Genomic DNA, 21,615 nt, shown 5'->3' with positions numbered 1-21,615 from the left:
TACGAATTGACTTCGCAAATTTGTTTTTGTTACCTAAGTAACAGCCACAGATTCGTTTGTTCAAAGTTTTGTTCAGTTTTCAATGTGCTACTTATTGCCCCTTGAGACAACTATATTATCTTATCACCTTTCGCTCGCCTTGTCAACTACTTCTTTCGTTGACTTTTTTCGCTCGCGTCGGTGCCTCTTAGACAACTATTAAAACTATACGCTCTTTTTTCCCTTTGTCAATACCTTTTTGAGGTTTTATTCTTCAAAACTAACAAAAGCCGTTGTTTGCAAGGTTTCTAGCAGTGGATGAATTTCATTAGCAGGCACAAAAACTAGTTGATGATTTAATTCTTTTTCAATTTTAGGCATATCTTTAACGTCAAACGAATAAATCGACATCAAACTATTACCATCTGAAACACTAGTCAGTTCTCCCAAACGCCAATCATCAAAATCAACGGGACCAAGTAACTTCAACCCTCTCAAGACTGCCCCTAGCGAGGTGTCATTATTGTGTCGATGCATTTTTGTTGTAAAAAATCGGTAACTGTTATCTTTTGATTGTTCTACCAAAAAATACGGCAAGTTGTCTTTGACCGCTATTGCGGTAGCTGCGATTAGTGACATAGGGTCCTCTCTCACTTTCCGATGCGCGTCAACGCTTCTTTGATCCACTCTTCTTTTTGATTTGCAATTGGCGAAAAACCATAATCCAGATGATAATTTGTCCAAAAACGCTTGCGAAGGTTGGTGTTTTTTATTAAAGGCGCCTGCGAATATACATGCATATCTTCTTGACGCAACGACAAGCTAATCTTGCCGTTGTATTGTTCAATATCCATAATCACCACTTCTACCTCTTTACCAAGAGTGAGTTCATGCTTCAAATCTCGCACAACCCCTGATTTACATTCAGAAATATGGATTAGCCCTTGCGTATGTTCGTCAAGTGCCACAAAGGCACCGTAAGGCTGAATTCCCGTTATTTTACCTTTTACTTTTTGCCCAACGTAGTATGACATATAGTTAACCTCTATAAAATATTATATCACGACCATTAATTTCTAGTGTAATTCCCAGTTAAGAGCATAAAAAAAGCAGGTTACTCTCCTGCAATCGTAATTGTCTTAACAATGACATCTTCTTTGGGCTTATCCATCATATTAACTTGTGTATCGGCAATATCGTCAACGACATCAAGGCCTTCAATAACTTGACCAAATACAGTATGCTTGCCATCTAACCATGGTGTACCGCCATTTTGACGATAATAGTCAGCAATTTCTGTTGGTACATTTCTCAAAGCCGAAGCCATTTGCGCTGGAAATTCAGACGCTTGGACAATGAAAAATTGTGAACCATTCGTGTTTGGTCCAGCGTTAGCCATTGACAATGCCCCTCTAACATTAAACAATTGGTCGCTGAATTCATCTTCGAAGCTGTTTCCCCAAATGCTTTCGCCACCCATACCTGTGCCATCAGGATCGCCACCTTGAATCATAAAGTCACGAATAACGCGATGAAAAACACCATCATTGTAATAGCCATTTTTCGCATGAGTGGTAAAATTTTCAACCGTTTTTGGTGCAAGGTCAGCAAACAACTTTACCTTAATAGTGCCGTGGTTAGTGTCAAATGTCGCCACTGGTCCTGCAAATTTTTGGGGTTCTAATTGTGGAAATTCTGCCATGTTGCCTCCTAGATAAATTAAACTTCGTCCTCGAAATCAGGGTCAATAACAACGTCCCCATTTTCAATTTCTTCCAGTGCTTGACCAACTGACTTGTTGGATTTGAATGTTTCTTGTGTTGCTGGCATACCGGCATCTAATTCCCGTGCACGCTTTGCCCCAAGTGCAATCAACTTATAGCGCGAATCAACTTTTTCTAAGAGCTTATCAACTGATGGATATAATAACATTTATGTTCTCCTTAATTATAGTTAAATTTGTTCAAATACACGTGTAACGCGTAAACGCTCGGCCGTAATAATAGCTTTGATACGATCTACTGCACGAGAAACCACGTCGTTTTCAACTGCATAATCGTAGTTTATCATCATTTTCAGTTCGTCACGAGCCGCAGCAACACGCTTTTCAATCACTTCACTAGAATCAGTGCCACGACCAACCAATCGTGAACGCAGATTTGTTAAATCGGGTGGTGTTAAGAAAATATAAATACCCTCAGGCATTTTTGATTTCACTTGAAGCGCGCCTTGAACATCAATTTCAAGAAAAACATCTCTGCCGCTCGCAAGTGTTTGGTCAATGAAACTTTTAGGGGTACCGTAGTAATTATTAACATACTGGGCGTATTCTAACATATCGCCGTTATTAATTCTTTCCTCAAATTGTTCGCGTGTGACGAAAAAATAATCCTCACCATCTACTTCACCCTTACGAGGGGAACGCGTTGTTGCTGAAATGGAATACTGAAAATCAATTCCTTCTTCTTCAAAAATCGCCTTGCGAACAGTCCCCTTACCCACGCCTGATGGACCAGAAAGCACAATCAATAAACCACGCTGTGTCATAATATTCCTCTTTATAAACTAATAGACTGATTATACCAATTTTCATCTCATAATTCAACGAATAGATGTATCAGGCTGGATGAATGAATATTTGTTCGCATGGACATATTTTGCGGTTATCAACAATTATCCCAATTTTATCAACAACCACGCTTTAATTAATTATTCAAGAATTTATTAAGAGGCAACAAAAAGATTGCTTTTTTGAACATTTGTTCGTATGATGGAATTAATCAATTACGAGTGGAGCAGATGAATATGCAAAATTATATTGTACGCCATCAATATAGGTCACCGTTAGGTCGCATACTAAGAGGATTAAAGCAGCTTTTGACACCAAAAAAGCATGTTCCTTTAAAGCGCCAACTCACTGCTAATCAAATCATCACAAGATTGACATGCGCCATTAATCAAGAGGAACCTGTCACGATTCAAATCAACCAATCGCTCTTGAGTGAAGAAATCACTGAATTGACAGGTTATGTATACCAAACACAAGGCGGCCAACTCTGGTTACACACCGTCAAAACGCATCAGTCAATCGCAATTCTACCAGGGACAATTCGTCATATTACTTTACTTATCAACACGAAATCCTAAAAAACACGTCAGTGGTAACAACCCGAAAGCTAGAATAGGATCCAGCACTAGTTGTTACTATACTGTACGTGTTTTTAGACAAGCTTTTCCAAGTCTTCACCTTTTAATTGACGCAATAAGCTATTAATCGCAGCAACATCAATATAATGATCAAGATCTATAATGCCACTCACAATTTTGCCCAAGCCTGTGATGGCTTTTTTTTGGCTTAAAAACTTTAAATAGGATTTGACCTCGCCGCCAATACCATCTAAGTCCGACCACTGTGGCGTCCAATACGTCATCAAATGTTGTTGCACAAAATCGTTCAACACATTTGCATCCCATTGTTCGTGCGTTAGATTATACTCTTTGGCAATACCGACGTGAAATGCGTGCAACAAGTTGATGACATTCTCACTCACAACGCCTTTAACTGATTTTTCTTTAAATTGTACGAGACGTTTTTCTGCGTAGGCTTCTTCAGCTTGAATTTCTTCTGCTGTTAACGTTTCGTTGGGCTTTAAGAATGCCTCTGAAACTTTGAGCGGCTTCAACTTTGGTTCTAAACCACGAAATGTTTCGGCAATAACTGCCATATTAAAATCATCATCGTCTTCATTTTCGCTCAAAAACTTAAATTGTAAGGTATCAATAGCATTTGATGTTTTCATCATTTCTGAAACATCTTTACCTTGCCATTTGAAAAAGTTGATTGCCATCACTGTACGCATAATCATACGCCAAAAATTAACATCAAAATTAGTCGTTTGCGCGACAAAACGATCGTTGACTTGGCTTTCTTTGGCCAAAAATTGTTGCATATCAAATAGCACCGGTACTAGTAAAACAAAATAACGCCAATCACGATCATCACTATTAACCAAGGCAGCCTGCATCGTTTCATTCAGGTTAATCGTTGCACGCTCATTACTGGTAAATTGCGTAAAATGTTGTTGAACCATAGTGGCAATGACATCATCAAGAAAGAATGATGCAACTTCAAATGTTTCTGGTGCATACTTATTGTGATGCGTCAAAAAATATCGTGCCCTTAAAAAACCTGCAAATTCATCATAATTGAAAGCTGGCATCGCTTTCCTTGCCGTTAACTTTTGTTTTGATTGTACGTGACGCATTTTTTTAATTTGTGCTGCTTTGCCTTGCTTCATAATATTTTGTGTCCTAATGGTTGTCAAACCATTGGACAGCTTCCCCCTTATATACTGAGATCTAAGTTATATTTACCGTTTCCGAATTCTTTTAGTCTGAATTGAAACACCTGATTTTCGCGGGCCAATAGCGGTGTTTTAATGGTTGCTTGTTGTGATCCCTCTAACTCAGCAATTTCAATCGCACTATTAATACGTGAAATAACAGGCGCAAAAGCTTTAGGATCTGCGGAAACATAAAACATCTCAGCATTTCCATAGGTTGATGATTTCCGTACTAAATTAACCGAGATTTTGTAACGATTTGCATCAAAAATAATATGATTGTAGTTAAAATCTCGTGCGTAGTGAAAGAGTGATGATAAAAATGCCGAAGCATCAAATTTTTCGTTTGCCATAAAATGTCCTTAATTTATTCTGATTTGATTATACTATAAAACAACCAACCTCACTAATGGTGTCCCGTTTTAATTCAATTTTTTAAAATCAGTGAAAATATTAAGGATTGAATATTTCACAGAATAAGCGTAGACTGGTATCGTTACTTTTAATAAAAATCTTGTAAATGCCTATTTATTAACATTAGTTATTTTTACAAGGTAAAAGGAGAGACTTTTGAAAGTCAAAGAAAAACAGTTTCTAGGACAACCACGTGGATTACTCACACTGTTTATGACAGAGATGTGGGAGCGATTTTCCTATTATGGCATGCGCGCCATTCTACTCTACTATATGTGGTCATTAATCGCTGACGGTCAACTCAACGTTAGTCGTGCTACGGCTGCTTCCATTATGGCCATTTATGCTTCAATGGTTTATCTCACTGGTGCGATTGGTGGTTTTGTCGCCGATCGCATACTCGGGCCACGTCGAACAGTTTTCTGGGGTGGCGTATTGATAATGGCTGGGCACATTGCTTTATCAACGCCATTTGGCGCTAAAGCTTTATTTTTATCAATCATTCTTATCGTACTCGGCACTGGCTTTTTGAAACCCAACGTTTCTACATTAGTGGGCTCACTATATAGTGATGCCGACAAACGTCGTGATGCTGGATTTTCTATTTTCGTTTTTGGGATTAACTTAGGTGGTTTTATTGCACCACTGTTGGTTGGAAAAGCGCAAGAAATAGCTGGCTACCATGTTGGATTTTCATTAGCTGCTATTGGTATGTTTATTGGTTTGATACAGTATCATTTCGGTGCGAATAAAAACTTGGCGCCTGCGACAATGCTGCCAAGTGATCCACTATCTGAAAATGAAATTAAACCCTTATTAACAAAGATAATTATGGGCGTTACGGCATTAATTTTGATCATTGTTGGTATGATATTAGTTGGTTGGAACAGTTTACCTGATTTCATTAATTTGCTAACCCTTGTTGCCATTTTAATTCCAGTCACTTATTTTATCACCATGATTTCTTCCAAGAAAGTAACCAAATCAGAGCGTTCCAGAGTAATTGCTTATATTCCATTATTTTTAGCCGCTGTTTTATTTTGGGCAATCGAAGAGCAAGGTGCCATTGTGTTAGCCACTTTTGCTGCAGAACGCGTTGATTTGTCTTTCTTTCCAGCTTCTTGGTTCCAATCTTTAAATCCATTTTTCATCATGCTTTACACACCATTTTTTGCCGTTTTGTGGTCAAAGTGGCAAAAGCAGCCGACATCACCAATGAAATTTGCGATTGGCTTAATGTTCGCTGGATCAAGCTTTCTGCTCATGGCCGTTCCCGGTTCCCTATTTGGGACAGATGTTAAAGTTTCACCTTTTTGGTTAGTTGGTTCATGGGCACTAGTCATTGTTGGTGAAATGTTGATTTCTCCAGTTGGCCTATCGGTCACGACAAAGTTGGCACCAAAAGCCTTTAATTCACAAATGATGTCGATGTGGTTTTTATCAAGTGCAGTAGGTTCTGCGCTTAACGCACAACTTGTGACACTATATAACGCCAAAAACGAAGTGAGTTACTTTTTCTGGTTTGGTTTAGGATCTGTCATATTGGGTGTGGTTCTCGTCTTCTTATCACGTTATATCCATCGCTTAATGCAAGGCGTTAACTAAAAAAGATTGTCCTTAGAAGGGCAATCTTTTTTAGTTTAACCAATTTGTAAAATAACCATAAACGCTACAAAAACTAGACCTAAACCATACATAATGGGATGAACTTGTTTACCACGACCTGTCACTAGCATCAAGAAAGGATAGACAATAAATCCTAAAGCAATACCATCAGAAATACTATAAGATAATGGCATACCTAACACTGTGAGAAAAGCTGCCGCTGCCATTGGAAAATCTTCCCAATCAATACTGCCTAAACTACCTGCCATCAAGACGCCTACAACAATTAAGGCTGGTGCTGTAACCTGCGAAGTAACAACAGTTAACAGTGGTGAAAAGGCTAAGGCAAGTATAAAGAAAATTCCTGTGAAAACACTAGTCAATCCAGTTCGACCACCAACAGCTATTCCTGTTGATGATTCGATATAGGCCGTTGTAGGTGACGTACCAAGCAACGAGCCACCAAGCATACCAATTGAGTCAGCCATTAGCGCCTTCCCTGCATTGGGCAATTCATTATTAACCAAAAAACCACCTGCACGAGCAGCACCAATTAATGAGCCAGCGGTATCAAAGAAAGCCACTAATAAGAATGTGACAACAGCAACTAGCATTTGTAACGACCCAAGGTCTTTCAATCCAAAAATTGCCTGTCCAAATGTGGGCTTTAAGCTGGGCACTGTACTAATAATTTCAGTAGGCGCGTGAACCTGTCCGATGATCAAACCAGCAACAGCGGTAATCACCAATCCAATGAAAATCGCCCCAGGAACGTGGCGAGCAAATAAAGCAAATGTCACCAAAATACCAAATATCGTCAATAATGTCGCAGGTTTACTCCAATCGCCAAACCCAATGATTGTATCCTTATTAGCCGCAACAATGCCACCATCAGACAACCCCAAAAAGGCGATGAAAAGACCAATACCACCTGCAATTGCTGATTTTAGATCAGCAGGAATCGCATTAATAATGACCTCACGAATTTTAAAAATAGTTAACAGCCAGAATATGATACCAGAAACAAACACAGCAGCCAAGGCCGTTTGCCATTTAACGCCCATCCCCAAAACAACAGAATAAGCAAAAAAAGCATTGATTCCCAAACCCGGTGCAATAGCAAATGGATATTTTGCAACGACACCCATAAATATTGTGGCAATCGCTGCAATTAACCCTGTGGCTGTAAACACAGCTCCCTTATCCATACCAGCCGCACCTAAAACACTTGGGTTGACAAACAAAATATACGCCATGGACACAAATGTGGTTAAACCAGCCACAAACTCAGTTCTAATCGTAGTGTGATTAGCGCTTAAGTTAAAATATTTCTCAATCATGCCTATTTTTTTCTCCTCACTTTTTAAATATGAACCGCACAAATACGGTTACGTCTCAAAATGACACAAGATTAATTGTCGCACTTTTTTGCATTGAATACAAAAGCACGGACAAATTTTGACCGTAAAAAAAGTAAGCGCTTTGCTTACTTAAGTGTCACAATTGTCGCACCATCACCACCCGCATTAGCGTTAGCGAAATGATATGAATCAACACGCCGGTCCGAACGTAAAAATTCGGTCACGCCTTGTCGTAGTGCACCTGTGCCTTTTCCATGAATAATTTCAACTGGACTAATATTAGCTAACACTGCTGTATCAAGGTATTTGTCTAGTTCGCTAAGGGCTGCTTCATAGCGTATGCCTCGCAAATCAAGCGTTGATTTCACCGTGGCACGTGCCGATCCTGCAGCTTTGGTACGGGTTATTTTCTGTTGTTTCTGCTTTGATTTTTCCTTTTGAGCCTTAATCGTCGCTTCAGTTTTTACAATGTCGTCTTCGTCAACCAACATCTTTAAAATGCCCATCTCAACTTCCCATTGACCATTACTATGCTTTTTCAAAAGCGTGCCTTGTTGTCCATAGGATTGTACGGTAATGTCATCTCCAGGTGATAATTGCTTGGCTTTTTTAGCTTTCTGAAGGACTTTATTCTTTTCTAAACTCACATTTTGGCGTAAATTATCAAGTTGCCCCTTCTTTTGTTGCAACTCTTGTTCGGTAGATGTGGCTTTTGCACCACCATTTAAACGTTCTCGACGAATTTCACTAATTAATTGCTCTGCTTTCTTTTTGGTAGCTGCAACAATGTGATTGGCTTCATTTTTGGCATCTAGCAATATACGCGCTTGATCTTTTTCAAGTTGCATTTCTTTCTCACGTAATGCTTCAGCTTGCGATTTTGTATCATTTAACTGATTAGTCAATGATACATTTTTCTTTTTTACCTCATCACGTTGCGCCACCAAATCAGCAATCATATTGTTCAGATCCTGGTCTGAGTCGTTGGTCAAGGAGGTCGCTGCACCAATCACATCCTCACCAAATCCTAAGCGCTTAGCAATCGCCAAAGCGTTAGATTGTCCAGGGACACCCATCAAAAATTGATAAGTTGGTTGTAGCGTTTCGACATCAAAAACCATTGAAGCATTTTGTGTCTCAGGTCGATTATAACCATATAACTTTAATTCAGGATAATGTGTCGTGGCAATAGTATAAGCTCCTAAGCTCGCAACTTTATCCAAAATAGCAATTGCCAACGCTGCCCCTTCAGCCGGATCGGTACCGGCACCGAGTTCATCGAAAATAACCAAACTTTTATCATCAATTTTGTCCAGCATCGACACAATATTTGCCATGTGCGAACTAAATGTTGACAGATTCTGCTCGATAGATTGCTCGTCACCGATATCCGCAAACACTTCTTTAAAAATACCGACAGTTGATGGTCGCTTCGTCGTAATAAACAATCCTGACTGTGCCATCAATTGCAGCAGTCCTAATGTCTTGATGGTAATTGTTTTACCACCGGTATTAGGTCCTGTAATGATAATTGTTTTATAGTGGTCACCAATTGCAATTTCATTAGCCACTGCAATTTTTTGATCCAATAATGGATGCCAAGCCTGAGCCAATGAAATATGATTGGCTGGATTTACAAGTGGTTGCATGGCATTTAATTTTGCAGCCAGTCGTGCTTTGGCATTTACAAAATCAAAATGACCGAGAATAGACACGTTACGTTGAATTTCAGTCACGTATGGCATTAACTCAGCTGATAATTCCTGTAACACCCGTTGCTCTTCTGCGTGTGCTTTGACGCGCAACTCACTAATTTTATTATTTAAATCAACAACCGACTGTGGCTCAATGTACAGTGTCAAACCAGATTGGCTTTGGTCATGGACAACGCCACCAAATTGATGACGATATTCCGCTTTGACCGGTATAACATAGCGATCGGAACGAATCGTGACGATCGGATCGCTCAAATACTGAGCAGATTTACCACGAGTAAACGCCTGCATTTGATTTTTAACCGCATTCTCATTACCCACAATTTTCCCGCGCAGAGATTTTAGTTCAAAAGATGCTTCATCATTAATGCGACCGGTTTCGTCAATAGCAATTTGAATCAGTCGCGTTACATCAGGTAACGTTGCTAAGTTTGCCGCCTGTTCTGGTAGCACATGCAATGATTCACCAATCGTTTCGTCTTGCATTTGTACAAAAAAATTAGCGATTGTGCCCGTATTACGTAGCACCTGACCTACCTGAGAAATTTCAGTTGCACTTAGTGACGCTTGTATTGTCAAACGCTTCAAATGAGCGCTGATATCAGCTAATTTACTGAGTGGAATACCACCCTTGAGGCGATCAATTAAAACAGCATCCGCTGTTTCTTGCAACCAATAATTGATTTCTTGCTCATCAATACTGGGCAATAGCGCACGACCTTCCTGTTGCCCTGACGAAGTCACTAAAAATGCCGCTAATTGGGATTTGATTTTATCGTATTCAAGTGTCTCTAAAACTTTACTGTTCATTTATTTTTCCTAAAATTACAACCACCAGTGATAAATTTGGTCAGCCAAAAACGGGGTTTTATCCAGTATGGTATTAAGCAGTGGCGTATTTAAAAATTGGTCCTGCACCCATGCATTGGGAACAACCGACAACATTTCAAGTACAAAAAAAGCAATGCTTGCACCAATAAGGCCACAAAATATCGCGCCCAAAACGCCATCTAACCAACCAAGAATCGGTATACGCCGCACAATTTTAATTGTTCTCAAAATAGCGTGACTGAGGATACCACCAACAATGATTATTAAACCAAATACCAGCCCAGAAGCTAGAAATTGCGACCCGTCGCCTATCACTGATTCTGGAATTGTGGTGCGGACAAATTGACCAGATACAATGTGTGTCAGATATTGCCCAACTGGTTGAGATAATTTAATCGCAATGTACCAGACCACTACCCAAAGAATTAGTCGTAGTAACGCACGTATGACCCCTTGACGATAGCCAGAAAAAATCCACAATAACACAAATAAGAACGATAATCCTAATATAATCATTGTTCTGTACGCTTAAAGATTTGATTCGAAGTACGCGAACGACTTTCCTGCTTTGCCGTATCAATAATACTTGACACGGCACTTGTTTTAGCCTTAGGTTGTGTAGGTATTTCGTTACGCTTCTTGTCGAGTTCAGCCTGTAACCGCGCGACTTGTTGCTGCAAATCATCTATTTCTGCTTGCTTGTAAAGCTGATCAGAAATTGCGTTAAATGTCACCAAAGTTGCTTGATCTAAAGGTGCAAGTTTTGGCGCAACAATAGCTATTTGGGCAAACTGCTTATTGATCAATTCTTCGGTTGCTTTAAAATGCGGAATGCTCGCATGGCCGGATATAATGTATTTTTTGCCGGCAATGACGGCTTTATATTGTCTTTTTGCTTGTTTTGTCATGTTTTAATTATACAATAAAACCTATCAACACGCTAAAAAACGAGGTCATCTGCTTTGATTAGATTATTCGCACTGACACAAACAGAATTAACAAACTCAAGGTTTTCCAACACATTACTAAACGATGAATCGATTTTGCAGAAAAATATTATGTGCAATAACAAGTTCGTCTTCTTTTAACTTTTCAATTTTTGCGTTATGATTAATGTATAAAGTAAACGTTTACATTGCTAAAATTATCATTTCATTAGGAGGAACCACAATGGCAGCATATTATATAGTCGAGATAAATCCTTCATCAAATCATGCCCTAATCAAGGCAGCTCACGTCTATCGTGTCACAGACGATCATCAATTCGATGCCACTAAAGTCATCTCATTCGACCGAGAAACGATTGTATCCAAAATCCAAAACGGATTTGGATTTAGAGTATTAACTAAAAGCGACGGGCAATGGCATGTCGGCAATCCCGTGGCAATTGATGAAAATGGTTATATTAAGATTACACCTGATGGTATTAAAGCTGATTATTTAGGCCATCTGCCAACTTATGACTAGTTTTATAACACCTAAAAACCGAAACTATCAATTTGATTTTGATATATGATTTGCCTTATAATTTTGTAGTAAGAGGTATTCAATGAAAAACGAAAAATTTATCAAATATTTGAGTTGGACAGCGACCATCATGTCAATTATGATGTATGTTTCTTACATCCCCCAAATTTTGAACAATCTCTCTGGTTCAAAAGGAAATCCCGTGCAACCCCTAGTTGCCGCTATAAATTGTGCCTTGTGGGTCACTTATGGTTTGATCAAAGAAGATCGTGACTTGCCATTAGCAGCAGCTAATTTCCCCGGTATTATTTTTGGTATTGTCACTTTCTGGACCGCCTTATAATATTCATTAATATTTTTAAGTTGACATGTTACGCATGTCTTTTTTTATACCTTTGCACACAAAAAAAGAGCCTGATGAATGGCTCGATTGCGCGATGTGCAAACAGTTCACATTATTGTTGGTGTGCGTTTAATACAGATTGCGCATGAGCCTCTGTATCCTTTGCATCTTGCAAAGCATTGTCTAATTGCTTTTGCAAATCGGAATTTTTGTTGTTAGCTTCATTTAGTTTTTGTTGCGCATCATTTAATTGATTTTGTAACTGTGAGGCTTTGTTATTAGCTTCTGAAAGCTGATTTCGTCAATTTTTTGTTGAATTTCTTGTTGCTTTTGTTGTAATTCTTGTTGCTTTTGGTTATTAGCTTGAGTCAATTGATCTTTAGCCTGTGTTAATTGGTTTTGCAGACTAGTTAATTGAGATTGCATGTTTGACACATTATTTTGCGCATCCGTCAATTGATTTTGCGCTGTCGTAGTTTGCGTGCTCAATGATGTAATTTTGTTTGACTGTGCTGTCAATTTATCACCTAACTGGTCAATAATTGAGCGTGTATGGCTTAAATTAGGTGACCCTTGCCATGTGTTATTGTCGGCTAAAACGATTCCTGTGCCAAAAGCGGCGGCAATAGCTATCGTAGCAATAGTTTTTTTGTACTTCATCATTTCTCCTAGAAAATTGTTCATAATTTGCACATGTTTAATATCATACTTTGTATATATACATTTGTCAATTAAAATATATACATTATTTTATTTATTTTTTGCATTAAAAACGTTGCCATAAAGCTATTGCTATTCGTTTATCAATATTTAACCGTTTTTGTTATATTTATGTTCAAAAACGATACCAAAATCTAAAAAAGACATTAGCGAAAGCCAATGTCTTTTAACGTGATGTGATGATACTTCATTGTCAACTAGGGTCATTTTTTAAAATGATAATAAATCATTGCCGTTACCATCATCAATCCTAATGCCAAACAAAACACAAAGTACAACCAAATGTTGATGTAATCCTCAGAACTTAAATACATGGCAATATCTCCTTAAAAATATTACCCCTCTTGTTAATTATTTTACACCCATTTTTATCATTCTGAACTCATGATATATTACCGTATTATCACAAAAAAAGGTATGTTGTGTCACGGCTTTTCATGTTTCATGACAATAAAATAATTAATCATCGCAACTGCAATCATTATAGTGGCTAATATCTTGAACCATAACGCTTCAATGACCATGCTGAGTATGATGCTGCCAACAATAGTCATCAAAACGAGATTGTTCGCTGTCTTTAAATTCACGGCGCCTCTCCATTTCAAAGCTCATTTAATTGCCATTATACACTTATCTTATTATAAAAAAAGGTTCAATCAACTTGTTAGATTGAACCTTTAGTATTTTTTTATTCTAGTCCATCAACTAAAGAATAGGTTACTGACCCCGCATAAGTCCCGATTTTTTCAGATCGTGCGGCTTGCACTAGCAAACCGTGATCGGCGTCAGTTGTATATGTCCAATGACCAGCAGTTGCCGCATCACCAATGGTGCCAGCCGTGAAATCACTCGCATTTAAAATCGTTTGCGCTTGGTCGTTTAATGATAACACCTCATTGGTGCCATTCTTCTTAAAACCGTATTGTCGACTACCTGTTCCGGTCACTAATGCTTGTAGCCTGAATGAAGCTGTTTGGGAACGCGAGTCATAAATATCAAAAGTTTGTGTATTATCCCCACTACCATTACGACTCAGCCAGACGGGTGTGTTGTCGGCCGGGAAAATTGGGTTGGATAAAGCGTAATTCCAAACGCTTGGATTAACTGTATAGCTGTTCGCTAACACTCCAGGTTCAAAACGAATCCCAAAAGCAGGCTTTAATTTAGTTTCACTATTATTCGTGGCTAACGGCGGGCTCATTTGATCCCCAGGCGTTCCATTGCCGTCCCAAGCGCCGTTGATACTGCCAATTTCAGCTACATAACGTGCTGTAACAGTGTCATTGTTCGCCGCATAGCATAAAATTGTTAGTGGCGTATTGGCAATAACAATTCGCATATTGTCTTGCTGAAGTGGTGCTGTGGCGACACTTCTCATTGAAAAAGAATCGACACTATCCAATGTAAGTGATGAACCGGAAGTCGCTGTGCCATTAAATACACGAGCCGTTGCCGCATTCCTGATATTTTTTGATGTCAGTGTGGTTTGACTGTTCGACTGTGCTTTAATATTTAAAATGGCAACCTTATCCATTTGAATTAAACCAGTATTGCTGGTTATTGTTGTGACTGCGTTAGGTCCAAAGGTAATATTTGTATTTGTCAAGCCAGTTCCACCCGAAACGAACGAACTAGTTGCAGTTTGGTAACTTGAACTCGAGTCTGTTGCATACCCATCAATCGTGGCTGTTAGGATACCATTATTAGTGATATTAACTATTTTGCCAGCATTGTTCCCAGAAGCAATAGTATTTGTGTTGACATGATTATTGATGGTTAGAGTAGCACCACTACCAACTGTAAAATTAACTGAAGAGGTAGGAAATCCAACACCATCCCTCATATTGAACATAGCTATGCTGTTTCCACCTAATCCTGGCCCCCACGTCATCGTAGTATCGCCATCAACAACTGTTAGATCTGTTGTACGACAGAAATTGTCACCTGATTGTCCGCCAAGTGCCAACAAGTTAGTGCCTGTAAACTTTATGGGAACATAACCAGTCGTTAACATTTGGCTTTTGCCGTCATGTATATTTGGATAGTTAATTAAGACATTATCATACGTCACGGTACCATTAGCAGTACCTTGGTCCCCTGCACCCGTGAATAGGGAGTTGGCACTCAACAAATATCCAGCCACAGTTTTTGTGGCATCTGTTGGATCAGGAACTCCTGCTAGTGTACCAGTTGTATTAGCAACATTACTTTCTGATGATTTCAGATTGCGAACAAACACATCAACAAGTGTAGACTTGTCCATTTTAAATGAAGAATTGTCCTGCTCAGTGACATAATACATATGATCATTAAAATCAATATCAATTGTGTCTTTGAACACCGAATTAATTTCGTGTTGTTGTTTGACTAGGGTAATATCGTTATCAACTGATATTTTAATGCTAGTGGGCGTTTTATTATCAGTCCCGTTCCAATACCCCGAGTTATTTCCTAATCCAAGCAACATATCCAAATCTTGTCCCGTCGTAATATGATAAACATCCCCATCCTTCGTCACATCAGCATTGACCGTTGTGGCAAAAACAAATCCAATCAGCATCGTGAAAAATAAAAGTAAAAATTGTATTTTTTTGTTATTCTTCATCGTCATGGTCCTTTTTCCGTTTCATTAAAATGATCCACCAAATTAGGGCGAGAATAATCAACAAGAGAATCACAATCAGTAGCCACCCCCATTCAAAGCTCCCCCGAACACTTATCGGTTGATTGGCAACTTTTTCAGCTTTCTTGACTGTAAATGGTTCGCGCCATTCCCAATGATGACCCTTTTGATCGGTAGCAGTGCCGACGAAGTGATATTTTCCAGCTGGAATCGTTTTTGAATAACGAATGACATAGTTAAATTCAGAATTAGGTGCTACTGATCCTGAAGCAACTGTTTTCGTGTTCAAAGTTTCGCCCGTTTTATCATTGACAGCTTTAGCATCAATTTTTAATTTTGAGATATTGATATTTGTGGGATTCGCCATTGTGACAATCACGCCAGGCAAATAATGGTACTGACCGACTTTAATCTTGTTGATTTGTAGTGCAGGATCAACAGCGTTATCATTTTGGCGGACAACAATACCTTTCACATAGGCAAATTTGTTCGTAATACCGTTTTTTTCGTTTTTTGTCAGCCGTTCAACTCGAACTGCACCAGCGACAATACCATCAAACGTTTTGTCTGGCATCGTTAAAGTGACTGAAAATTGTTTGCTGGCGTTAGCCGGTACTGTGATCTGGGTTGTACTCAACTTCGTCATACTTTTAATTTGCAGGTTTGGCGTTGCACCCACGCCCTTACCATTGCCAGCAGAAGAGTAATCAATAATGACATTATCTGATGTTTGAGCGGGATTAACAGCAATTTCGTATGTCGATGACACGTTGGACATGTTTTTAACGCCTAATGTCAATGTTGTGGTTTGCCCAGGTTGCATTTTCAAATCATAATAAGACTGATTTGAGGCTTGTAGCTCATTTGGCTGGCTAATAATGGAAAAACCTGATTGTTCAGCAACATCAGCAGCGAAAACAGGGTGACTAACAGCACAAAATAGGGTTGCTGCCAGCACTGCGATTATCTTTTTTATCATGTAAGACCTCTTGCGTTTATGAAACGAAAAGCAGGTCATGGTTGGCCTGCTTTTGCGTCATTTATTTAGCATTTAACAGCACAATTACTCAAGGCCACCATCGTTTATAGTGTATGTGATTGTACCTGAATAAGTACCAGTCTTGGCAGCATTACCGACTGTTATATGGCCTGTTGAAGCGGTTGTAGCTAGGGTACCGTTAGAATCAACGCCACCTGAGAGAACTGTGTTAGATGTTAGGATATTTGCGCCTGTCGCTCCTGTCAACGGAGATGACGCCGTCGTATCAATTGACATAGCAGTGACAGGTAATGTGTCATCGCCACTAGTCATATTAGAAGCTACAGCAGTCACAGTGTAGCCAGTTGATCCACCACGCCCATCAGTCACTTGGAGATCACCAGTTCCTGTAATGTTTTGTTGTGTTTGTGCAGCTGTTGTTGTCATTGAACCCCATGCAAAACTTGGCACACTATCTAATGTCAGCGCGGTAGTATCCCCAGTTAGCGTTAGGCTTGTAGTTCCATTTACCGTATCATTCACAGCTGCGTTAGCGATAAGTGGTGCACTAATGGCAAACGCACCAGTAAGTGCAACAGAAACAATGATTGCTGTTATTTTTTGAGTGTTTTTTGTCATAGCTTTCTCCCGTCATCGCCACCCATCTAGTTCATATTTTGGTTTGAATATGGTAGCGTTTACAATTAATTTATTACACCATAATTATAACATATATTTTCATTTATTTATCTATTTTTAGTGTTTTATAGTCATTATCAGCGTGAAAAATAACATTATGATAACAAAAAAACGTTCTATCAAGAATTTTGATAGAACGGCTAGAATAGCGCTAGAGGGAGTCGAACCCTCGATTTCGGCCTGAGAAGCCGACGTCTTAACCACTTGACCATAGCGCCATAACAAATATTAAGTATACCGAAAAAAAAGCCTCTCGTCAACATGTTTTTTAAGTCTCGACTTCGTCACGACGCTTAGACGGGCTAATCGGCAACACATGTTATCGACCTCACCCTCAAAAACTGCTATACTTGCTAATATGCAAACAGTTATTCAAGTTACTTCCGGACAATTACAAAAGATGGCGCAATACTATGCCAAGTATAGCGGTAATGTGATTCCCAATGGTGCTATTTTTTCAGCCCGCACCCCAACCGCACACATTACTGGCTACCAATCGGGCAAAGTTATGTTTCAAGGTAAAGGACATAGTCTTGAAGCAGCTAAATGGCAAACTCTGACACCTGCAAGTAAAGCAAATCACAATTCAGACAGTATACCAATTGATTTTAAAAATTGGTCTGTATTAGGATCTGACGAAGTTGGTGCCGGTGCGTATTTTGGTCCACTAACAACTGCTGCAGTTTTTGTCAGTGAGGACGATCTTGACTGGGTACGTCAATTAGGTATTGCGGATTCAAAAACGTTAACCGATCAAAAAATGAGAGCCATTGCACCAGAAATAATTGCACGTCTACCACATCATGTCGTTAATTTGATGCCAGAAAAGTACAATCAACTGCAACCAAATAATAATGTCAATCAACTAAAAGCAATTTCGCACAATTTTGCGTTGGCAAAAGTGCTTGACAAAATTGCACCGGCAAAACCACGAGCAATTTTAATCGATCAATTTGCACAACGCGATACCTACTATCGTTATCTTAGTAGATCACACCAACCGCGTATTATTTCAGAAAATGTTTATTTCACGACGAAAGGCGAGCAATACCACCTAAGCGTTGCCGCAGCTTCAATTCTAGCTAGAGTCGTAGAGCTGAACACACTCAAACAACTCAGCAAAGACGCCGGTGTGGCACTGCCTATTGGCGCTGGTCACGCGGTTGACGAAGTTGCCGCTCAACTACTACGCAACGGCAAAGACCTTAGTCAATTTGCCAAATTACATTTCGCCAACACAAAAAAAGCTGAACATCTTGTATAAAGTGTTCAGCTTTTTAAATTAGTTTGCTTTTGGCTTATCATCTGTTAATTCGTCAACAGCTTTTTCAGCAGAAACTTCTTCTACATCAGCAGTAGACTCTGCTGCAACTGTCTCATCTGATTTTTCCTCATCAGCCAAATCATCTAGTGCAGATTCCAGATCAACATCATCCTGCGTTAATTCGATATCCTCACTGGCAAACTTGTCACGTAAATCGGCAATTGCATCCTGTGTTTTGGCAACATAAGGCGATACAAAGTCTTTCGCCTTATCAACGTACGGTGCTGCTTGATCGGTAATTTCCTTGAGCTTACCAGAAGCTGAATCTAACTGATCACCATATTTTTCTTGGCTTTGTGACTTTAGTTCTGTGGCTTTAGCTTTAGCTTTTTCAGTGACGTCTCCCGCTAAATCCGCAGCAGCATAAGCAGCATCATAGGCTTTGTCACGCAATAGAACACCTGTTTCTTGTGCTTTTTCAGTGAGCTGATCCTGCTTAGTTTTAGGTAAAGCTTTGAATGCAACAACCGCTGCCGCCCCAGCTAAAATTCCAAAAAATAAACCTTTTGCTTTTGACATGTGTTAGACCTCCGTCTTTTTTGATTTGAATTTGTTCATTGCAGCTGACGTTGCTTTTTTTGCAACCACAGCCGCCACACCACCAGCTCCAGCACTCGCCGTAGCTTTTGCACTAGAGAATCGGTTCGTAACATTTTGCACCGAACTATTGAGATGTGATACCGTTTCCGACAGATCAGCCATCGCTTGAACAGTCGGGTCAAGTTTTTTAACCTTGCCGTTCACATCGTTCAACAATGTGTTAGCATTACCGAGTATTTCATTACTTGATCTTGCAATTGTATCGACGTCCAGCGTAATAACACCTAGAGAGCGTGTTAAACGCATTAGGAAAATACCGATAAAAATCACCAAAATTAAAAATGCAACGGCGAAAATCAGTAAAGCAAGTTGTCCAGGTTCCATATACTCCTCCTTGTTGATGCTACTAGAATCACGTTTTGTTAAACTTTTATGAAAAATAAAACGTTTTCAATTAGGTTAATTATAACAAAAAAAATCGTTCAATGAACGACTTTTTTTAAACTTGATCTTACACTTCAATTTGTTATATCAGTGGGCATAATCCACAGCACGCGTTTCACGAATAATCGTAATCTTAACGTGACCAGGATAGTCCAACTTTTCTTCAACAGTAGATTTAATATCATGTGCCAATACTGTGGCCTGCAAATCATTGACTCTGGTAGGTTCAACAATGACGCGAATTTCTCGTCCTGCTTGAATCGCATAAGCAGTATGCACGCCAGGATAATTGTTAGCAATAGCTTCCAAATCCTTTAAACGCTGTACATAATTTTCTAGTGACTCACTACGAGCCCCAGGTCGAGCTGCACTAATGCCATCAGCTGCAGCAACCAAATCTGAAATTGGAGAAATCGACTCAACGTCACCATGATGAGAAGCTATTGCATTGATAACAATCGGCTTTTCTTCAAACTTTTCAGCCAATCGAACGCCTAACTCAACATGTGATCCTTCAACTTCAGCATCAACTGCTTTTCCAATATCGTGTAATAAACCAGCGCGCTTCGCAAGCGCGACATCCATTTTAAGCTCTGCTGCCATCATTCCCGCAAGTTTTGCGACCTCGATTGAATGTTGGAGCACATTTTGTCCGTATGAAGTTCGATAATTCATACGTCCAATCATTTTGATCAAATCAGGGTGAATACCGCGTAGACCCAATTCAAATACAGTCTGTTCACCTTTTTCACGAATGGTTTCATCCATTTGGCGTCTTGATTTTTCAACCATCTCTTCAATACGAGACGGATTGATTCGACCGTCTGCCACTAATGCGTCAAGGGCCATTTTGGCAATTTCTCGACGAACAGGGTCAAAGCCACTCAAGACAACCGACTCAGGTGTATCATCAATGATCAAATCAATACCAGTCAAAGACTCAAGTGTTCGAATATTGCGGCCTTCACGCCCAATGATTCGACCTTTCATATCTTCACTTGGTAAGTTCACAACAGATACAGTAACATCAGCCACCGAGTCTGCTGCCGACCGCTGAATCGCTTGCACGACGATATTACGTGCTCGTTTTTCAGCTTCGCTCGTTGCGTCGTCCTGTGCTTCCTTAATTAGGGCAGCACGCTGGCGAACGAGCGTTGTCTTTGTTTTACTTAAAATTTGTTCTTTAGCATCGTCTGGAGAAAGTTGACCGATTTCTTCCAACTTTTCCTGTTGTGATACCATCAAATTCTGGGCAACCGTGTGTTTCTTTTCTGCATCGTCCAAACGTGTCTGGACCTGATTTTCTTTTTGAATCAGAGAAGCATCACGTTGATTGAGGGCCGCATCTTTTTTATCGAGGTTACTGATACGGTCTTCAAGCCTTTGTTCTTGTTGTTGCAACTGCGTTTGCCGGTCTTTGAATGCATCATCGACCTTGTTACGATAAGTCTGTGCCAAATCTTTGGCATCAACTTCAGCTGCACGTTTTAAACTTTTAGCTTCTTTATTTGCTTGTTCAAGAATGTTAGCTGCAATTTGTTTAGTAGAAGCTACTTGGCGTGCATCTTGAGATTTACGCATATAGTAGCCAATGCCATAACCAATCACAATTGCGAAGAGCGCTGAAATGATTGTAACTATCATGTTAGCATTTCCTTTCAGCTTGTGAAACTCTATTTTCACATACATTAAGTATAGCGATTATTAGAGTTCCGGTCAATAGTGAGGATAGTGGCTAAACGGTTATTGTTACGGATCAAATTTAATTTTTAAATCGCCGTGCTAGTTCTCTTTCTTGATCACGTTTTTTTATATCAGTACGTTTATCGTACTTCTTTTTGCCACGACCAATGCCAATCAATACTTTGGCAAAGCCATGTTTCAGATACACTTTGAGCGGTACAATTGTCACACCCTGTTCTTGTGCAGCTTTTGCTAACGTGAGGATTTCTCGCTTGTGAAGTAAAAGTTGCCGAGTACGTAAAGGATCAACATTAAATTGATTACCCTGCGCATAAGAAGCAATATTGACATTCGTTAACAGCGCATTCCCATCATGTATGGTAACGAATCCGTCACTAATTGTAATTTGTGAGGCGCGCACTGACTTGATTTCTGTCCCCGTCAGCGAAATACCCGCCTCAAAGGTTTCTGAAATTGCATAATTAAACCTAGCTTTTCGATTTTGAGCAAGATATTGTTCATTCTGTTTTTTCTTTGCCATTCAA

The 21,615-nt window shown here is 39.5% G+C and carries 25 protein-coding genes and 1 tRNA gene; 5 read left to right on the top strand and 21 right to left on the bottom strand.

Going from position 1 to position 21,615, the window contains the following annotated elements:
- Positions 1-246: 246 nt before the first annotated feature.
- From FF105_RS02015 to gmk, 5 genes are all read right to left on the bottom strand, one after another.
- On the bottom strand, positions 247-618 hold the full coding sequence (locus FF105_RS02015) for a hypothetical protein (protein ID WP_139968622.1): 372 nt from the start codon (positions 616-618) through the stop codon (positions 247-249).
- 11 nt (positions 619-629) lie between these two features.
- Positions 630-1,013, bottom strand: coding sequence for a CvfD/Ygs/GSP13 family RNA-binding post-transcriptional regulator (locus FF105_RS02010; RefSeq protein ID WP_010279775.1), 384 nt, complete (start codon positions 1,011-1,013; stop codon positions 630-632).
- Positions 1,014-1,093: 80 nt separating this feature from the next.
- Positions 1,094-1,681, bottom strand: coding sequence for a peptidylprolyl isomerase (locus tag FF105_RS02005; protein ID WP_010279778.1), 588 nt, complete (start codon positions 1,679-1,681; stop codon positions 1,094-1,096).
- A 17-nt stretch (positions 1,682-1,698) separates the two neighbouring features.
- The gene (gene rpoZ / locus FF105_RS02000; RefSeq protein WP_010279781.1) at positions 1,699-1,911 is read right to left on the bottom strand and encodes a DNA-directed RNA polymerase subunit omega; all 213 of its coding nucleotides are present in this window, start codon (positions 1,909-1,911) and stop codon (positions 1,699-1,701) included.
- 21 nt (positions 1,912-1,932) lie between these two features.
- On the bottom strand, positions 1,933-2,526 hold the full coding sequence (gmk, locus tag FF105_RS01995; protein WP_010279784.1) for a guanylate kinase: 594 nt from the start codon (positions 2,524-2,526) through the stop codon (positions 1,933-1,935).
- Between the two features lie 258 nt (positions 2,527-2,784).
- On the opposite strand from gmk, the gene FF105_RS01990 reads away from it, so the two are divergent.
- A complete protein-coding gene (locus tag FF105_RS01990; protein ID WP_010279787.1) occupies positions 2,785-3,126 on the top strand; it encodes a hypothetical protein in 342 nt (113 codons plus the stop codon).
- 74 nt (positions 3,127-3,200) lie between these two features.
- On the opposite strand, the gene FF105_RS01985 is transcribed toward FF105_RS01990, so the two are convergent.
- Positions 3,201-4,277 (bottom strand): hypothetical protein, encoded by a 1,077-nt coding sequence (locus FF105_RS01985; RefSeq protein ID WP_010279791.1) that lies wholly within the window; start codon positions 4,275-4,277, stop codon positions 3,201-3,203.
- Positions 4,278-4,324: 47 nt separating this feature from the next.
- A complete protein-coding gene (locus FF105_RS01980) occupies positions 4,325-4,675 on the bottom strand; it encodes a hypothetical protein (RefSeq protein WP_010279795.1) in 351 nt (116 codons plus the stop codon).
- Between the two features lie 217 nt (positions 4,676-4,892).
- On the opposite strand from FF105_RS01980, the gene FF105_RS01975 reads away from it, so the two are divergent.
- Positions 4,893-6,341 carry a peptide MFS transporter gene (locus tag FF105_RS01975; RefSeq protein ID WP_010279799.1) on the top strand — a complete coding sequence of 483 codons (1,449 nt, stop codon included), beginning with the start codon at positions 4,893-4,895 and terminating at the stop codon, positions 6,339-6,341.
- Positions 6,342-6,376: 35 nt separating this feature from the next.
- On the opposite strand, the gene FF105_RS01970 is transcribed toward FF105_RS01975, so the two are convergent.
- From FF105_RS01970 to zapA, 4 genes are all read right to left on the bottom strand, one after another.
- Entirely contained in the window at positions 6,377-7,681 is a 1,305-nt protein-coding gene (locus FF105_RS01970) for an NCS2 family permease (protein ID WP_010279802.1), read from the bottom strand.
- Between the two features lie 146 nt (positions 7,682-7,827).
- Entirely contained in the window at positions 7,828-10,227 is a 2,400-nt protein-coding gene (locus tag FF105_RS01965) for an endonuclease MutS2 (protein ID WP_147651947.1), read from the bottom strand.
- Positions 10,228-10,242: 15 nt separating this feature from the next.
- Positions 10,243-10,764, bottom strand: a complete 522-nt coding sequence (locus FF105_RS01960; RefSeq protein WP_010279806.1) for a CvpA family protein — start codon at positions 10,762-10,764, stop codon at positions 10,243-10,245.
- Positions 10,761-11,156 (bottom strand): cell division protein ZapA, encoded by a 396-nt coding sequence (gene zapA / locus FF105_RS01955; RefSeq protein WP_010279809.1) that lies wholly within the window; start codon positions 11,154-11,156, stop codon positions 10,761-10,763. The genes FF105_RS01960 and zapA overlap by 4 nt, the downstream gene beginning before the upstream one ends.
- 262 nt (positions 11,157-11,418) lie before the next feature.
- On the opposite strand from zapA, the gene FF105_RS01950 reads away from it, so the two are divergent.
- Together FF105_RS01950 and FF105_RS01945 are read left to right on the top strand one after the other, a co-directional pair.
- Positions 11,419-11,715: a DUF3892 domain-containing protein gene (locus tag FF105_RS01950; protein ID WP_010279814.1), complete on the top strand. Its 297-nt coding sequence runs from the start codon at positions 11,419-11,421 to the stop codon at positions 11,713-11,715.
- Between the two features lie 82 nt (positions 11,716-11,797).
- Positions 11,798-12,058: a SemiSWEET family transporter gene (locus FF105_RS01945; RefSeq protein ID WP_010279817.1), complete on the top strand. Its 261-nt coding sequence runs from the start codon at positions 11,798-11,800 to the stop codon at positions 12,056-12,058.
- 246 nt (positions 12,059-12,304) lie between these two features.
- Here the strand turns inward: FF105_RS01945 and FF105_RS01940 are convergent, their stop codons facing one another.
- From FF105_RS01940 to FF105_RS01915, 6 genes are all read right to left on the bottom strand, one after another.
- A complete protein-coding gene (locus FF105_RS01940) occupies positions 12,305-12,718 on the bottom strand; it encodes a hypothetical protein (RefSeq protein WP_290046260.1) in 414 nt (137 codons plus the stop codon).
- A gap of 485 nt (positions 12,719-13,203) precedes the next feature.
- Positions 13,204-13,365 (bottom strand): hypothetical protein, encoded by a 162-nt coding sequence (locus FF105_RS01935; RefSeq protein ID WP_010279827.1) that lies wholly within the window; start codon positions 13,363-13,365, stop codon positions 13,204-13,206.
- 101 nt (positions 13,366-13,466) lie between these two features.
- Positions 13,467-15,383 (bottom strand): hypothetical protein, encoded by a 1,917-nt coding sequence (locus tag FF105_RS01930; protein ID WP_290046259.1) that lies wholly within the window; start codon positions 15,381-15,383, stop codon positions 13,467-13,469.
- Complete coding sequence (locus tag FF105_RS01925; RefSeq protein ID WP_168441527.1) at positions 15,373-16,380, bottom strand: DUF916 and DUF3324 domain-containing protein; 1,008 nt, start codon at positions 16,378-16,380, stop codon at positions 15,373-15,375. The genes FF105_RS01930 and FF105_RS01925 overlap by 11 nt, the downstream gene beginning before the upstream one ends.
- 84 nt (positions 16,381-16,464) lie before the next feature.
- A complete protein-coding gene (locus tag FF105_RS01920) occupies positions 16,465-17,019 on the bottom strand; it encodes a WxL domain-containing protein (protein ID WP_010279838.1) in 555 nt (184 codons plus the stop codon).
- 206 nt (positions 17,020-17,225) lie between these two features.
- Positions 17,226-17,297: transfer RNA gene (locus FF105_RS01915), tRNA-Glu, on the bottom strand.
- A 140-nt stretch (positions 17,298-17,437) separates the two neighbouring features.
- On the opposite strand from FF105_RS01915, the gene rnhC reads away from it, so the two are divergent.
- Entirely contained in the window at positions 17,438-18,343 is a 906-nt protein-coding gene (rnhC, locus tag FF105_RS01910) for a ribonuclease HIII (protein ID WP_031941038.1), read from the top strand.
- Positions 18,344-18,361: 18 nt separating this feature from the next.
- Here the strand turns inward: rnhC and FF105_RS01905 are convergent, their stop codons facing one another.
- From FF105_RS01905 to smpB, 4 genes are all read right to left on the bottom strand, one after another.
- Complete coding sequence (locus tag FF105_RS01905) at positions 18,362-18,922, bottom strand: hypothetical protein (protein ID WP_010279844.1); 561 nt, start codon at positions 18,920-18,922, stop codon at positions 18,362-18,364.
- A 3-nt stretch (positions 18,923-18,925) separates the two neighbouring features.
- Positions 18,926-19,327: a DUF948 domain-containing protein gene (locus tag FF105_RS01900; RefSeq protein WP_010279847.1), complete on the bottom strand. Its 402-nt coding sequence runs from the start codon at positions 19,325-19,327 to the stop codon at positions 18,926-18,928.
- A gap of 147 nt (positions 19,328-19,474) precedes the next feature.
- Positions 19,475-21,031: a ribonuclease Y gene (rny, locus tag FF105_RS01895; RefSeq protein WP_010279851.1), complete on the bottom strand. Its 1,557-nt coding sequence runs from the start codon at positions 21,029-21,031 to the stop codon at positions 19,475-19,477.
- A 118-nt stretch (positions 21,032-21,149) separates the two neighbouring features.
- Positions 21,150-21,611 carry an SsrA-binding protein SmpB gene (gene smpB / locus FF105_RS01890; RefSeq protein ID WP_010279855.1) on the bottom strand — a complete coding sequence of 154 codons (462 nt, stop codon included), beginning with the start codon at positions 21,609-21,611 and terminating at the stop codon, positions 21,150-21,152.
- Between the last annotated feature and the right edge of the window lie 4 nt (positions 21,612-21,615).

It is taken from the genome of Leuconostoc sp. UCMA20149, from assembly GCF_030400235.1.
GTDB lineage: Bacteria > Bacillota > Bacilli > Lactobacillales > Lactobacillaceae > Leuconostoc > Leuconostoc pseudomesenteroides.
This window is presented reverse-complemented; position numbering and strand designations above follow the sequence as displayed.